We start from the raw sequence: 14695 nt of genomic DNA, 5'->3' as shown, positions 1-14695 counted from the left end.
CGAGGGGGCCTCACCCTCCGGCCAGCACTCACCCTCCGGCCAGCGCACGCAGCTGCGCGATGGCGGCGGCCGGGTCGGCGGCGCCGTACACCGCGGAACCGGCGACGAAGACGTCCGCGCCGTTCTCCGCGCACCGCTCGATAGTCTCGGCAGAGACGCCGCCGTCCACCTGCAGCCGCACCTCCAGGCCGTGCTCGTCGACGGCGGAGCGCAGGCGGCGCAGCTTGGGCAGGCACCCCTCGAGGAAGCTCTGGCCGCCGAAGCCGGGCTCGACGGTCATGACGAGCACCATGTCGAACTCGCTCAGCCAGTCGAGGAACGGCTCGGCGGGGGTACCGGGGCTCAGCGCGAGGCCGGCACGGGCCCCGCGGTCGCGCAGCTCACGAGCGAGGCGGATCGGTGCCGCGACGGCCTCGGCGTGAAAGGTCACGGAGTGTGCGCCGGCCTCGGCGTACGAGGGTGCCCACCGGTCGGGGTCGGCGATCATCAGGTGGCAGTCGAGCGGCACCGGGCTGACCTGCGCCAGGCGCTGCACCACGGGCAGGCCCAGGGTGAGGTTGGGCACGAAATGCGCGTCCATGACGTCGACGTGGGCCCAGTCGGCGGTCGCGATGCGCCCGAGCTCAGCCTCGAGGTTGGCGAAGTCTGCGGACAGGATGCTCGGGGCGATGGTCACGGCCACGTCCGGCAACCTACCCAGCCGCCCGTCCCACCGGTCGGGCGGCGACGCCGGCAGCATCGATGTGGCGCAATCTCGCATGATCGTCGCGGACCAGGTCGTCGACGATCATGCGGCTGAGCGCCACAGCCCCCGCACGATCATGCCGATCCGCGCCACCCGGCGGAGGTCAGAGGGGACGGCGGAGCAGGCTGATGCTCATCGCGTCCGTGCCGTGCAGGTGGGGCCACAGCTGCGCTCGCAACGAGCCGCTGCCCGTGCCCGCGTCGACGCCGGCGACCTCACGCAGCACCGCGGGGGCGTCGAGCACCTCCACGGGCTCGCCGTCCTTGGTGTGGCGGCGGACGACGTCGTCGACCACGGCCTGCGTCTCCGCGGGGTGCGGGCTGCAGGTGACGTACGCGACGACGCCGCCGGGGCGCACCGCGTCGAGCGCCGAGGAGAGCAGCTCGCGCTGCAGGGGTGCAAGAGCGGTGAGGTCAGCGGGGCTGCGGCGCCAGCGCGCCTCCGGGCGGCGGCGCAGCGCACCCAGGCCCGTGCAGGGCGCGTCGACGAGCACCCTGTCGAACTCGCCGGGCCTGTCGTACCCGACTGTGCGGCCGTCTCCGGTGACCACCTCGACAGCCCCGGGTCGCTCGGACACGACGGCGGCGAGCGCCTGCTGGACGAGCTGCGCGCGGTGCGGCGCCACCTCGACGGCCAGCAGCCGGGCGCCCCGCTGGGCGGCGCTCGCCGCAAGCAGCGCAGCTTTGCCGCCGGGGCCGGCGCACAGGTCGGCCCAGCGCGCATCGGCGTCCTCGCCCGCCAAGGGAGCGGCGAGCAGCGCAAGCGCGGCGAGCTGGCTGCCCTCGTCCTGGACGCGAGCGCGGGCCTCACGGACGGCGGGCAGGTCGCCAGGGTCACCGTCGGGCATGACCGCGGCCAGCGGCGACCAGCGCCCCGGCTCCGCACCGGCAGCGTGGAGCTCGGACGGCTCCGTCAGCCCCGGCAGGGCGGCGAGCGCCACGAGGGGGCGGGCGTTGTCGGCGGCGAGCAGATCCGGCAGCTCCGATGCGGGGCGGCCCGCGAGGACCAGCGCCTCGCGCAGTGCGCGCACGATCCACGCCGGGTGGCTCTCACGGACGGCCAGTGCGGCGACGACGTCGGCTCCGGGACCTTCCAGCGGCGGGGCCACCTTGTCGAGCCAGGTCGGCAGGTCGTGCTCGGAGACACGCCGCAGCACAGCGTTGACGAAGCCCGAGGGGCCGGCGCCGATGGCGCCGCGCACCAGCGCGACCGTCTCGCTCACCGCAGCGTGAGCGGCGACGCGAGTAGCGAGCAGCTGGTGGGCGCCGAGGCGCAGCGCGTCGAGGACAGGCGGGTCGAGCTGGGTCAGCGGCCTGTCGACACAGGCGGCGAGCACCGCGTCGTAGGTGCCACGTCCCCGCAGCGCGCCGTACGCGAGCTCGGTGGCAAACGCCGCGTCACGCCCGTCGAGCCGGGCGGCACGAAGAAGACGCGGCAGCACGAGGTTGGCGTAGGCGTCCTGCTCCTCGACGGCGCGCAGGACGTCGAAGGCGACCCGGCGGGCGGGGTCGCCGCTGCGCGGTCGCGCGGAGGGCGCCGTCGTCGTCCACGACCTGCCCGGACCGCCCGGGGTGCCGCGGGGACCGCCACGCTGGGGCCCACCTCGCTGCGGACCACCCCGCTGGGGCCCCCGCTGCGGACGGCGCTCCGGCGGCTGCGACGCGCTCATGCCAGCACCTCCCCGGCGCCCAGGCGCGCACCGCGCGCCCACGCCGCAGCGGGCATGGCCCGCTTACCGGCGGGCTGCACCTCACCGAGACGCACGGGCACGGTCGCGGTGCCGACAAGCACCTCCTGCCCCTGCACCAGCAGCTCCCCCGGCGCGAGGCGGGGCGCGGACGCCGTCGCCAGGGCCACCGGAGGCAGTGGCTCGACAGGGCCGATCTTGAGCCGTTCCACCACCTCGCCGGGCTCGGCGCCGGGCCGCGCGACCGTGGTCCACGCCCCCGGTGCGGGAGTGACGCCGCGAACACGCCGATCGACGGCGAAGGCGGGCTCGTCCCAGCGGACGCGGGCGTCCTCGACGGTGACCTTCGGGGCCAGGCTGACGCCCTCGGCGGGCTGCGGCACGGGCACCAGCGCACCGGCCTCGAGGCCGTCGAGCGTGGCGACCAGCAGCTTGGCGCCGTCCACAGCGAGACGGGCGAGCAGTTCGCCGGAGGTCTCCCGGGGGCCGATGGACGTCGTCGTCGTCCCCAGGACCGGTCCGGTGTCCATGCCCTCCTCCAGGAGGAAGGTGGTGGTGCCGGTGACGTCGTCACCGGCCATGACGGCGCGCTGCACCGGGGCAGCGCCACGCCAGGCCGGCAGCAGCGAGAAGTGCAGGTTCACCCAGCCGAGGCGGGGTACGTCGAGGACCGGCCGCGGGAGCAGCGCGCCGTAGGCGACCACGGGGCAGCAGTCGGGTTCGAGCGCGGCCAGGCCCGCGAGGAAGTCGGGGTCGGAGGCGCGGGTCGGCTGCAGCACCGGCAGGCCCGCGGCGAGCGCACGCACCACCACGGGGCTCTGCAGGGCACGGCGGCCACGACCGGCGACGGTGTCGGGACGCGAGACGACGCCGACCACCTCGTGGTCGGACGCGAGCAGCGCTTCCAGCGCCGTCTCGGCGACGGCGGGCGTGCCGGCAAAGACGATGCGCACCAGGTCACGGTACCGACCAGACCGAGCGGCCCCCTCGGGCCGGTGCCTCAGGGCAGCAGCGCGAGGGCCTCGGTGTGACGGGGACGCACCACCGAGAAGTGCCGGCGGTCGACGGTCGCGACCTCGACGATGCCCAGCCGCTCCGCAGCAGCGACGACCGAGGCGTCGACGGCACCCAGCGGCAGGTCGGAGTACCGGGCAACCAGCGTCGCGATCCGCATCCAGTCCGAGGCGTGCACGGGCTCGACGGTGAAGGACCCCGAGGCGATGTCACCGAGGAAGCGCACCTCCGCCTTCGCGCTGAGGCGCGTCGAGAGCAGGTAGCAGACCTCGGTCACCACGAGCGTTGGGACGATCAGCGGACCGGGGTGGTGGGTCAGCAGCTCGAGACTGGCCTCGTGATGCCGGTCATCAGCATCGACGTAGGCGTACAGAGGGCCCGCGTCGACGATCAGCGCGGCGATGGCGTGGGGAACTCGGTAGCGAGGATCTCTTCGATCCGCTCTGAGACGTCATCGCGACCACTTCGACCTGCTGCTGCCGCGCCGAGACGCCGCGTCGGGCCTCCGAGGTGCGCCTCGAGCGCTTCTCGCGTCACCTCGGCGATCGTCACACCCCGGCGTTGTGCCTCATAGCGCAAGCGAGCATCTAGCTCGTCAGAAAGCTTCAGCGTGGTCCGCCGCACGTATGCCAGCATACCGCCGGTCTCACGCTCCATCAGGAGCCACACGCGGCCGCGGGTCAGCGGCTGCTGTCCCGACTGCCACCTCACGATCGACGGACGGAGACGACGACGCCGCCGAGAGACAGCTGGTCACCCTCGTGAAGCTCCACGGACACGTCGGCGACGAGCTCCTGGGGCGGCCGCCCGGGCCGCACCAGCTCGGTGCCGTTGGTGGAGCCACGGTCGACCGCCCACAAGGCACCGCCCTCGAGGCGGAGCAGCAGGTGCGTCTTGGACACGAGGCGGTCTCCGTCGGGTACCCGCACCGCCGTGGTGCCCTGCTCGCCGTCTCTCGGTTCGGGGTCACGCCCGAGCAGGGTGGGCTTGTCGACGACGACGCGAGCGCCGTCGGCGAGCGTCACCGTCCAGGCAGGAGCCGCCGGCGCGGGACCGGGACGTAGCGAGACCTGGGTGGCTTCGTCCGCTTCCTGGGAGGCCACTCCTGCAGCCGGCGCCGGCGCTGCAGCGGGTGCGGCAGGTGCAGCCGAAGGAACAGGTGCAGCCGAAGCAACTGGAGCAGGCGGCGGAACCGGCGGCTGCGGAGCCCGAGGCTGTTGAGCGGGGGGCTGTTGAGCGGGGGGCTGCGGAGCGGGGTCCCGAGGCGCGAACGGCGCGGGCGGCCCGAATCGTGAGGGTGGTTCGGCCACCGCGCCGGGGGCCTTGGCCGCCATCGGCCGGTACGGGACGGGCGCGGGAGGCGGCGGCCCAGCCACGGGGCGATCGACAGGCCGGGGCGCGGGCGTCGAGATCGGGCTGGCGCGCTCGTCGATGACGATGCTGCCGAAGATCTGGTCGTGCCACATCCGGCCGTCGTTGTTCGGCTCCCGCGTCACGATGACGATCATGATGATCGTGCCGATGCCGAAGGTGAAGCCGTTGAGCGCCCCGAGCACGAGCATCCGGCCGATGATCGGTCCGAGGGTGAGGTTCTCGCCGCTGTCGAGGTTCGCGACGCGCAGACCCATGACCCGCTTGCCGAGGCTGGCGCTGCGCGACTCCATGACGACCCACGCCGCGGCCCCCGCCAGAGCCCCGACGGGCCAGAAGGCCAAGAGGAGCAGACCCAGGCGGACGACGGCGTCGCCAGGGAGCTGCGCCCCCAGGGTGACGAGCAGCCCCCCGACGAGGAAGAACACCAGGCTCGCGGCCGTCGAGATGGCCGCGTTGATGGCGTAGGCGCCGAGGCGGCGCCCCAGCGGCGCGGGTACCAGACGGGACGGATGGGGACCGTACGACATCACGACACCTCCGAGAACGCGATCGTGGACCGCTCGGAGAGGACGACGCCGGGGCGCAGCATCCTTCGTCGGCGGCGAGGACTGGTGGCGCGCACCGCCAGGACCGGGGAGGGGTGTCCGGCCACGGACATCACGAGCCCTGGCGACCGACGGTGATGGTGACTCCGCCGCCCAGGTCGAGGACGGATCCCTCGACCACCGTGGAGCTCACCCCCGGCGCCAGCGTCTTCGACGGCCCGTCAACCGAGCGCAGGGAGGTGCCGTTGGTCGAGTGGAGATCGCGGGCGAGCAACGTCCCCGAGTCGTCGACACGCAGCTCGAGGTGGGTACGTGAGACCTCACCCGGCGGGCTGTCGACGGACACCAGCTGGGGGACGTCGGGGCCGGGCACGCGTTCGGCGCTGGGGTCTCGACCGACGAGCACCCGACCGCGCACGGTCACCTCCTGCCCGTTGGACAAACGCAACAGCCAGAGCGGTGCGCTCGACGGCGCCGTCCCTCCCCCAGGCGGCTGTGATGTAGGTGGCTGCGGACGCGGCCAGGGCACGTCGGAGACGGCTGCCGAGACCGTCTGCCCGTCGTGGTCGGAGTTGCGCACGACCACCTGCGCCGGCGCGGGGACTGGAGCGACGGGCGGCACCGCCGGCGCGGGTTCCTCCACGACCTGCGGCGGGTCAGGGCTCGGGGCAGAAGTCGGGTCAGGACTCGTGTCAGAAGTCGGGTCAAGGCTCGGGTCGGCGACTGGCGAGGCAGCAGGAACCGGCCCGGCCGCAGTCACCGGACCGCCCGAAGGCTCGGGAGCGGCATCGAGCGCGGGATTGCCGCCCTCGACGCCGCCGTCGTCGTCCTCGTCCTCGTCCTTCGTGTTCTGGTCGACCGTGTTCTGGTCGACCCACCGCACCTCGGCGGCCATGACCGCCCCCGCGCGCAGCGGAAGCACCGGACCGTCCGGCGAGCTGTCAGCGCTGGGCAGGTGCACCGCGGTGAGTGCGTCGATGCGCTGCTCCGCCCACGTGAGCACGCCGTCCCCGGTGAGTTCGACGGGCTGCCCGGTCGCCTCCCCGACGACCCGCGCCGGGCCCCTCACCACCACCGCCACCTGCTGCCCGACGATCCGCTGGACGAGCACGAAGTGCGGAGCGCGGGCCCAGCCCCCGGCGAGCACGGCCTCCAGCAGCTCGCCGAGGTCAGCCCCCGTGTCGACCGATGGCCACAGGCGATCCAGCAGCTCGTGCACCTCGAGCTGCGGTCCGGGGAGCACGGCGACCAGGGCTTGCTCCGAGGCGACCACGAGCCATGCGCCCGGGCGGTAGGTGAGGCTCATGCTCGTGCCTCGGGACTCGGCACGCAGAGATGGCGGAGGCGGCGCACGGTTCTCCTCTCGCCACACCCCGCACGAGCCGGATGCGGCGGTCGTCGGGCAGCGGTCGGAGGCTAGGGAAGATCCGCTGTGTCCGACAGGGGGTGCTTGTCCCTTCAAGAAGGACTGGTCGGTGTGGTGGCCGACGAGGCACAGAGCTCGCGCACGTCACCGCCGAAGCCACCGAGCGGGTGGCGCAGCGGATCGGTGGCATCCAGACGTCGTCGGCCTCGATGGCCAGCGCCTTCGGCAGGTAGCCGCTCCCTCAGACGACGTGCTCGGGGTCGAGCTGCACCCTCACCGACCCGGGTTCCTTGCGGGCGCTGCGGACGGCGACGGCGCCCTGCAGCGCCTTCGCCAGTGCCGCCCGCTCGGCGAGCGGCACGCGGACCAGGGCGAACGCGCGCGGGACCGGCGTCCCGCCGTCGTCCCCCCCGCCGCTGCCAGACGGGCGACCTCCGCTGCCTCCACGGGGGTAGCGGTCGGGTTCCAGCGGAGTCGGGCCCAAGACCTCGGCATGCGGGGGCAACGCGGCCCGGTCGTCGTCGGTGCGCTGCAGCGCGGCCAGGAGGCCGTCGACGGCGACAGCGGGGCCGTCGAGCCGGGCGAACGCCGCCCCTGGCGGCAACCCCAGCTCGCGGCGCTCGGCCAGCTCGCGGGAGGCGTGCCAGGCCGGGTCCCACCGCACGAGCGCCTCCACCGGCGGCACGCCGGCCGGTGCCAGCAGCACCACCGCGCCGCCGGCTGACTGCGGTCGCACGAGTGCGGCGGCCGCGGCCCAGCGCCGCAGCGCCTCCTCGGCGGCACGCAGCTCTTCGCGCTCGAGCATCGCCCAGCCGTCCAGCAGCAGCGCCGCGGCGTACCCGCCCTCGGCGACGGGCTCCGCGCCGGGCGTGCTGATGACGAGCGCAGGTTCGCCGTCGACAGCCTCCAGCACGCCCGCTCCCCCGCCGGAGGTCTTCACAGGCACGCCGGGGAAGGCCCGTCCCAGCTCCTCGGCGGTACGCCGGGCACCGACCACCGCCGAACGCAGCCGGTCACCACGGCACTGCGGGCAGGTCCACGTCGGGTCGTCCGTGCTGCACCAGCGGCAGGCGGGGTGCTGGTCGGCACCGGTCAGCTGCAGCGGGCCGGCGCACCGGCGGCAGCGAGCACGTGCCCGGCAGTGCTCGCACCGCAGTGTCAGCAGGTAACCGCGGCGCGGCACCTGCACGAGCACCGGCCCGGGGCGTGACTGGCTCGGCAGACGCCCCGCGAGCGCGGCCTGCGCCGTCCGGAACGCCAGCGACGGCAGCCGGGCGGAGCGGGCGGCGGCATCGCGCTCGGCCTCGATGTCGTCGCCGGGGAGCAGCACCCGGGGAGAAGCGGTGCGCACCAGCTCGCGGGGGGCCTCGACCGCGCGGGCCCAGCCCGACTCGACCCAGCGCTGCCCCTCGGCGGTACGGCTGTGCCCGCCCACCAGCAACGCTGCGCCGGTGCGGTCGGCGCGCAGCGCCAGCACCTCCCGGACGTGCGGGTAGGGGGCGTGAGGTTCGGCGTGGAGGTCGTCGCCGTCGTCCCAGATGGCGAAGAGCCCCGGATCGACGACCGGCGCGAGCGCCGCCGCCCGGGTTCCGACCGCTACGCGGACGTGCCCGCGGCGCAGCGCGAGCCAGGCGGCGTAGCGGGCGGCGGGACCCTGGTCGGCGGTGAGTCGCACGTGCCGGGGCGCGGAGCGGGTGCTCCCCAGCGCGGCCGTCAGGGCAGCGTCGACACGGGTGACGTCGCGGTGGTCGGGGACGACGATGAGCGCACCCCTGCCCGCAGACAGCGCCGCCTGCGCCGCTGCGGCCAGGGCTGCCGGCCAGTCCTGGGTCGGCTCCGGCGACGGCAGAGCCGTCCACACCGCACGGACACCCGCGGTGGCAGCCGTGGTGGCAGCCGTGGTGGCAGCCGGCGCGGCCAGCCGCTCCAGCAGCGCGGGGCCGGCGGGGTAGGGCGCCCACGGGCCGGCAGGGTCGTGGGGGTCGGGTGCGGCGGGCAGCTCCGGCCGCGCGGGGGCGCTCCCCTCGGCGGCAGCGGCTTCGTCACGTGCGGCGACGCGCTCCGCCGTCGTCTTCTCGGTGGTGGCGTGGCGCCTCGGCACGGCGAGCCGCAGCACGTCGGCGAGGGTTCCCGCCCACCGGTCGGCGACGGCGCGGCACGTGCCGAGCAGCTCCACGTCGAGCACGGGCTCCGGCGAGACCACCGCCCGCAGCGGTGCGAGCCGGCCGGTGTGCTCCGCCACCTGCTCGCGGCTCAGCAGGAATGCCTCGACGTCTTGGCCCGCGAACCGCACGCGCACGCGCACGCCCGGCTGCGCGGTCTCGGCCATGGAAGCGGGCACGGCGTACTCGAAGACCCTGTCGAGGTGGGGCAGGGGGACGTCGACGACGACGCGCGCCACCGGCGCGACCTCGGCCACGGGCTCGGGCGGTTTCGGTGCGCGCTTGCCGCCCTTCGCTGCGACCTTCGCGCGGGCCTGGGCGGGAACGGCCACGTCGAGGGCGAGTTCGCCCGCTCCGTCCGCCTCGGCTGCCACGCCTCCACTGTGTCAGCCGCCACCGACAACCCTCGCCGTCCCACCCCAGACCTACGCAGGCCCAGGCGCAGACGCAGGCGCACTGTCACTCGGGACGCACGACGCGCACCTCGCACCGCAGACCAGCCGCTCGCGCCAGCCGCAGGTCCGCGGTCACCAGAGGACAGCCGAGCGACTCCGCGGCCACCGCGTACGCCGCGTCGTTGCCGGTCACGTGTCCGCGCAGCTCCCACATCCGCCGCAGGAGCGGGCTGGTGGCCACTGGCTCGATGACCGCCGCAGCCAGAGCGGCGATCGCGTCGAGGGCTCGTTCTTCCGTGATGTGTCCGCCGGCGCGGCGCCCCCGCACCGCCGAGAAGACCTCGACGACGAGGTGGGCCGGGGCCGCCCAGCGCAGGTCCCGCGACAGTTCAGCACGGGCCGCTACGCCGAGGGGCCCGTCGTCGGTCAGGGCGCTGGTGAGGACGGACACGTCGAGGACGATCACGGAACGTCTCTGCTGCGCCTCCCGGCGTCCAGCTCTGCCAGGACGTCGTCGGCGGAGAGCCGAGCGCCATCAGACCTGCCCTCGAAGGTCCGCGGCAGGGTCGCGTTCCGTGAGCGCTGCGCCTCAGCCGTCACGAGGGTCAACAGGAAGGCCTGCAGGGACTGGCCGGCAGCCTCGGCGCGACGGGCGAGCTCGTCGCGGACGTCGTCGGGGACGTCGCGGATCTGCAGAGCGACCATGCATGCATATTGCATGCACCCATGCCCGCCAAGCCGTGCGCGAACTGTCAACGAGCCGCAGTGGCGGAGTCATGGCGGGCACCAGTCGCCGATGCGGACCCGATTGTCATTCGACAGAAATCTGACGGTCGTCGAAGAATGCTTGACATTCACTGAGCACCGGGGCCACGATCGGCTTCCCTCCAGCAGCGTCGCTAGGGGCCGTGAGCACCGTCGCAGAGGGCGCCCGCGTTGCCGGAGGTCCAGTCCGCCGTCACGAAGGGCCCTCCGATGATGAAGAGGCTTTCCCGGCTCGCCCTGCTGGCCGCCGCCGCTCTCGCGCTGAGCGCGTGCACCGACTCCGCCGCCCCGACCGCTGCCGCTCCGAGCGGCAGCGGCAGTGCCACGGGCGAGGTGCGGCAGGTCCGGGTCGCCGCCCTCCCGATCGCCGAGACAGGTGCCCTGTGGGCCGCGATCGACGCCGGCATCTTCACCAAGCACAACCTGGACGTCGAGGTCGTGCCCGCCCAGGGTGGCGCCCAGGCGATCCCCGCGCTGCTCAGCGGCGATATCCAGTTCGCGATCGGCCAGCCTTTCGGCCCCTTCCGCGCCGACCTGCAGAACCTCGGCATCGTGATGATCGGCGACTACGCCGACAGCAACACGGAAGGGCCCGACGTCAACGCCGTCGTGGCACCCGCGGGATCCGGCATCACCGGCCCCGCCGACCTCGCCGGCAAGCGCGTGTCGGTCAACAGCCTCGGCGCAGCGGGCGACGTGACGATCATGAAGGCCGTGCAGGACGCCGGCGGTGACCCCGCGAGCATCCAGTTCGTCGAGGTGGCCTTCCCGGATGCACCGGCCCAACTCGACGCCGGGAGCATCGACGCCGCCTGGGTGCCCGACCCGTTCATGTCGAAGGTCATCGCGGCGGGAGGCACCAAGGTCGTGTCGCCGTACCAGGCGACAATCCCCGGGCTGCCGGTGCTGACGAACATCACCACGCAGAAGACGCTCGATCAGGACCCGCAGCTCGTCGCCGACTACTCCGCCGCCATGGAGGAGGCGCTGACGTGGGCTGCAGACAACGAACCGGCCGTCCGCGACGCGATCGCGACGAACCTGAAGATCCCCGCCGACGCCGCCGCCGGCATCACGCTGCCCACCTTCAGGTGGCAGCTCGACACCCAGAACCTCCAGAAGCTCGCCGACACGGCCGTGGAGTTCACGGTGCTCGACAAGGCACCCGACTTCGACCGCCTCGTGAAGCAGCAGTAGTTCGCCTCCCCCGGAAGCGAGGCCTCCCATGCAACCGTCCGCTCTCGCGCCAGCGGCCGTCGCTCGAGCGAGCACGCCCGCGCCGTCGTCGTCCTCCTCTCCCCGACGCGGACGGGGACGGCGCCGCGCGGCGCGCCGCGCCGGGCTCGGCGCGCTCGGCATCGTCCTGTTCGTCGGGGTGTGGCAGCTGGTCCCCACCGCGGGTCTGCTCGACGGCCGCTACTTCCCGCCGCCGACGGCGGTGCTCCCCCGCCTGGCGACCGACCTCGGCGACCTGGAGTTCTGGCGCAACATTCGGCGCACCATGTCGACCTGGGCGATCGGCCTGGTCGTCGCCACGTCCGCTGCGACGGTGCTGGCCACGGTCATCGGGCTCGTGCCGTTCCTGCGCAGCGCCACGCACACCACGGTGGAGTTCCTCCGTCCCATCCCGTCGGTCGCGCTCATCCCGCTGTGCGTCCTCGTCTTCGGGATCCAGCCGCAGGCGGCGCTGGTGATCATCGTGTTCGCGTCGTTCTGGCAGGTGTTCGTACAGGTGCTGTACGGCGTGGCCGACGTCGACTCCGTCGCGCGCGACACCGCCCGTAGCTTCGGGCTCGGCCGCTGGTCGCGCGTACGGCACCTCGTGCTGCCGACGGCGCTGCCCTACCTGATGACGGGCGTCCGGCTCGCTGCGGCGGTGGCGCTGATCCTCGCCATCACCGCGGAGATGTTCATCGGCAACCCGGGGCTCGGACGTGCCTTGATCTTCGCGCAGTCCGCCGGCGACTACCCGCAGGTGTACGCGCTGGTCATCGCGACAGGTCTGCTCGGGCTGGGCGTGAACCTCGTGTTCCGCCTCGTCGAGCGCCGGGCGCTGTCGTGGCACCAGTCGGTGCGCGGGGAGGAGGTGCCGTGACGACATCGAGCGGCGCGGTCGCCAGGTCCCGCCCGCGCCACCGCACGTGGCAGCGCCTCGTGGGCGGCGCGGGGTTCGCGCTGGGACTGCCCGTCGTCCTGCTGCTGGTGTGGGGCATCTGGGCGTCCTTCGCGGTATCGCCCTTCTTCCCGAGCCCGCTCGTCATCGGCGACGCGTTCGTGAGCACGTGGGTCGGCCCGTCGTTCCTGCAGGACGTACTGCCGAGCCTCGCGCGCCTGGCCGTCGGTGCGGCGCTGTCGATCCTGCTCGGCGTCGTCCTCGGAACGGTCATCGGCCTCGTGCGCTGGCTCGGTGACCTGCTGGAACCCCTCCTGGAGTTCCTCCGCGCGATCCCGCCGCCCGTGCTCATCCCCATCGTCGCCGTGCTCCTGGGGCCGACCGACGCGATGAAGATCACGGTGATCGTGGCTGGCTCGTTGTGGCCGGTGCTGCTCAACACGATCGACGGCGTGCGCGCCACCGACGCCGTGATGACGGAGACGGCACGGTCGTTCTCCCTCACGCGCACCGAGCGCCTGCGCTACCTCGTGCTCCCGGCGGCGAGCCCGCGCATCATGACGGGGGTGCGGCAGGCGCTGTCCATCGCGCTCATCCTCATGGTCATCTCGGAGATGTTCTTCTCGTCCTCCGGCCTGGGGTACCGCATCGTGTACTTCCAGCGGAACTACCTCATCGATCAGATGTGGGGCGGCATCGTCCTGCTCGGACTCATCGGCGTGCTGCTCGCCGTCGTCTTCTCGCTCGTCGAGCGGCGCGTACTGCGGTGGTACCACGGAACCAAGGAGGTGGCACGTGCCTGACAACCTGCTCACCGTCACGGGACTGCGGAAGGTTTACGACTCGTCGACCGGCAGCGTCGAGGCGATCGGCGACATCACGTTCCGCATGGACGCAGGCGAACTGGTCTGCATCGTCGGACCGTCCGGGTGCGGCAAGACGACCCTGCTCAAGTGCATCTCGGGGCTGCTCAAGCCGACGTCGGGCAGCGTCGAGCTGCGCGGTCGGCCGGTGACCTCCCCGCCGCCGAACATGGCGCTCGTCTTCCAGGAGTACGGCCGCAGCCTGTACCCGTGGCTCACGGTGCGCGGCAACGTCGAGCTGCCGCTCAAGCACAAGTACCCGTCGCGCTCCGAGCGTGGCCGTCTCGTCGAGGATGCGCTGCGTGCTGTAGGGCTCGACCACGCCGCTGCCAGCTACCCGTGGCAGCTGTCGGGTGGTATGCAGCAGCGCGTGGCGATCGCGCGCGCCGTTGCGTACCAGCCCGAGGTGCTGATCATGGACGAACCGTTCGCCGCCGTCGACGCGCAGACCCGCGCCGACCTCGAAGACCTCGTGCGTGCGCTGCACCGCGAGCGGGGCATGTCGATCCTGTTCGTCACGCACGACATCGACGAGTCCGTGTACCTGGGCGAGCGCGTGGTCGTGCTATCGAAGTCGCCGACGTGGGTGCAAGAGGATGTGCACGTGGACCTGCCCGACGACCGCGACCAGATCACCACGCGCGCGCTGCCGAGGTTCACGGCGCTGCGTACCCACGTGTATGAGCAGATCCAGCGCGCCAAGCGCGGTGAGGCGGTCCGTCCTCCGGCACCCGTGGCGTGACCAGCGCCCTGGAGGCCGTCCGGCCGGCCGTGGTCGAAGGCTCGGTCCTCGCCCGCAAGCCGCGGCAGCTGCTGCTCGCACTGTTCGGCGAGTACGTGTGCGATCAGTACTTCGAACCACTGCGCACGTCGGTGCTCATCGGCGCCTTGGAACCTGCGGGCTTCGCGGCTCCCGCCGTGCGGACGAGCCTCGACCGCATGGTCGAGAGCGGGATGCTCGCGCGCCGCAGGCTCGGCCGCGAGGTGGGGTTCGAGCTCACCGCGAGCGGTGTCGACGTCCTGCGGGGCGCGTCGGAGCGCGTCAAGGGCGCGGAGCCCTTCGCGCCGCAGGGCGAGGGGTGGACGGTGGTCGCCTTCACGCTGCCGGAGGACCAGCGCGCGCTGCGCCACCGCCTGCGGGCAGCGCTCACGTGGGCCGGGTTCGCCGCACTGCGCGACGGTCTGTGGATCGCGCCTGGGGCCGTCGATCTCGCGGCTGTGCTCGACGACGTCGAGGACGAGCTGCCCCCGGGCGCGGTGACGGCGTTCGCCGCGTCGGAGCTTCCCGGTTACCCGATGGCCGACGCGGTGCGCGTCGCGTGGGACGTCGCGGGGATCCGCCGTGCTCACGAAGAGTTCATCGCGGCCTGGGAGCACCCGGACGCGGCGGCCGGGCTACCCGCGCTCACACGTCACGTGCTGCTGGTCGCCGACTGGCTTGCGCTGCTGCGTGTGGATCCCCGTCTGCCGCCGCAGTACATGGGCGAGGACTGGCCGGCGACACGCTCGGTCGACGTGTTCACCGCCCGGCACCGCGCGTTCGCTTTCCCCGGCGTGCGTGACTTCGCCGCGCGCGTCAGCTGACGCCGCCTCCCGTCGGCCGCCGAGCTTTCCACCGGCAACCGGTCTTTCCACCGGCCACCGTTGTCGGCACCTCGGCCTAGCC

15 protein-coding genes are annotated in these 14695 nt (G+C 73.4%); 5 read left to right on the top strand and 10 right to left on the bottom strand.

Annotated elements, in window-relative coordinates:
• Positions 1 to 28 precede the first annotated feature (28 nt).
• The 10 genes from rpe to BXY45_RS15695 all read right to left on the bottom strand — a co-directional run bounded on the left by rpe (position 29) and on the right by BXY45_RS15695 (position 9993).
• Positions 29 to 682: a ribulose-phosphate 3-epimerase gene (gene rpe, locus BXY45_RS15740; RefSeq protein ID WP_109775509.1), complete on the bottom strand. Its 654-nt coding sequence runs from the start codon at positions 680 to 682 to the stop codon at positions 29 to 31.
• Positions 683 to 848: 166 nt separating this feature from the next.
• Positions 849 to 2414 carry an RsmB/NOP family class I SAM-dependent RNA methyltransferase gene (locus BXY45_RS15735; protein ID WP_109775466.1) on the bottom strand — a complete coding sequence of 522 codons (1566 nt, stop codon included), beginning with the start codon at positions 2412 to 2414 and terminating at the stop codon, positions 849 to 851.
• Positions 2411 to 3385: a methionyl-tRNA formyltransferase gene (gene fmt / locus BXY45_RS15730; protein WP_109775465.1), complete on the bottom strand. Its 975-nt coding sequence runs from the start codon at positions 3383 to 3385 to the stop codon at positions 2411 to 2413. The genes BXY45_RS15735 and fmt overlap by 4 nt, the downstream gene beginning before the upstream one ends.
• A gap of 47 nt (positions 3386 to 3432) precedes the next feature.
• Entirely contained in the window at positions 3433 to 3837 is a 405-nt protein-coding gene (locus BXY45_RS15725) for a type II toxin-antitoxin system VapC family toxin (RefSeq protein ID WP_281270610.1), read from the bottom strand.
• On the bottom strand, positions 3837 to 4082 hold the full coding sequence (locus BXY45_RS24755; RefSeq protein WP_109775508.1) for a ribbon-helix-helix protein, CopG family: 246 nt from the start codon (positions 4080 to 4082) through the stop codon (positions 3837 to 3839). Before BXY45_RS24755 ends, BXY45_RS15725 begins: the two co-directional genes overlap by 1 nt.
• Before the next feature lie 71 nt (positions 4083 to 4153).
• Positions 4154 to 5347, bottom strand: coding sequence for an RDD family protein (locus BXY45_RS15715; protein WP_109775463.1), 1194 nt, complete (start codon positions 5345 to 5347; stop codon positions 4154 to 4156).
• A gap of 130 nt (positions 5348 to 5477) precedes the next feature.
• Positions 5478 to 6671 carry an FHA domain-containing protein gene (locus BXY45_RS15710; protein ID WP_109775462.1) on the bottom strand — a complete coding sequence of 398 codons (1194 nt, stop codon included), beginning with the start codon at positions 6669 to 6671 and terminating at the stop codon, positions 5478 to 5480.
• A 301-nt stretch (positions 6672 to 6972) separates the two neighbouring features.
• On the bottom strand, positions 6973 to 9267 hold the full coding sequence (locus tag BXY45_RS15705; RefSeq protein ID WP_170131555.1) for a primosomal protein N' family DNA-binding protein: 2295 nt from the start codon (positions 9265 to 9267) through the stop codon (positions 6973 to 6975).
• A gap of 85 nt (positions 9268 to 9352) precedes the next feature.
• Positions 9353 to 9754 (bottom strand): type II toxin-antitoxin system VapC family toxin, encoded by a 402-nt coding sequence (locus BXY45_RS15700; RefSeq protein WP_109775461.1) that lies wholly within the window; start codon positions 9752 to 9754, stop codon positions 9353 to 9355.
• Positions 9751 to 9993, bottom strand: coding sequence for a FitA-like ribbon-helix-helix domain-containing protein (locus BXY45_RS15695; RefSeq protein WP_211319621.1), 243 nt, complete (start codon positions 9991 to 9993; stop codon positions 9751 to 9753). The genes BXY45_RS15700 and BXY45_RS15695 overlap by 4 nt, the downstream gene beginning before the upstream one ends.
• A 273-nt stretch (positions 9994 to 10266) precedes the next feature.
• On the opposite strand from BXY45_RS15695, the gene BXY45_RS15690 reads away from it, so the two are divergent.
• Genes BXY45_RS15690 through BXY45_RS15670 form a run of 5 tightly spaced genes read left to right on the top strand, consistent with a single transcriptional unit; the run spans position 10267 to position 14613 of the window.
• Positions 10267 to 11250, top strand: a complete 984-nt coding sequence (locus BXY45_RS15690) for an ABC transporter substrate-binding protein (protein ID WP_211319620.1) — start codon at positions 10267 to 10269, stop codon at positions 11248 to 11250.
• Between the two features lie 28 nt (positions 11251 to 11278).
• Positions 11279 to 12148, top strand: a complete 870-nt coding sequence (locus BXY45_RS15685; RefSeq protein WP_109775458.1) for an ABC transporter permease — start codon at positions 11279 to 11281, stop codon at positions 12146 to 12148.
• The gene (locus BXY45_RS15680) at positions 12145 to 12969 is read left to right on the top strand and encodes an ABC transporter permease (RefSeq protein ID WP_109775457.1); all 825 of its coding nucleotides are present in this window, start codon (positions 12145 to 12147) and stop codon (positions 12967 to 12969) included. The genes BXY45_RS15685 and BXY45_RS15680 overlap by 4 nt, the downstream gene beginning before the upstream one ends.
• Positions 12962 to 13771 carry an ABC transporter ATP-binding protein gene (locus tag BXY45_RS15675; protein ID WP_109775456.1) on the top strand — a complete coding sequence of 270 codons (810 nt, stop codon included), beginning with the start codon at positions 12962 to 12964 and terminating at the stop codon, positions 13769 to 13771. Before BXY45_RS15680 ends, BXY45_RS15675 begins: the two co-directional genes overlap by 8 nt.
• A complete protein-coding gene (locus BXY45_RS15670; RefSeq protein ID WP_109775455.1) occupies positions 13768 to 14613 on the top strand; it encodes a PaaX family transcriptional regulator in 846 nt (281 codons plus the stop codon). Before BXY45_RS15675 ends, BXY45_RS15670 begins: the two co-directional genes overlap by 4 nt.
• Positions 14614 to 14695 lie beyond the last annotated feature (82 nt).

Origin of the sequence: Quadrisphaera granulorum, assembly GCF_003149145.1 — a bacterium.
Taxonomy (GTDB): domain Bacteria; phylum Actinomycetota; class Actinomycetes; order Actinomycetales; family Quadrisphaeraceae; genus Quadrisphaera; species Quadrisphaera granulorum.
Note: the sequence above shows the minus strand (reverse complement) of the source record. Positions and strands in the feature narration are given on the sequence as shown.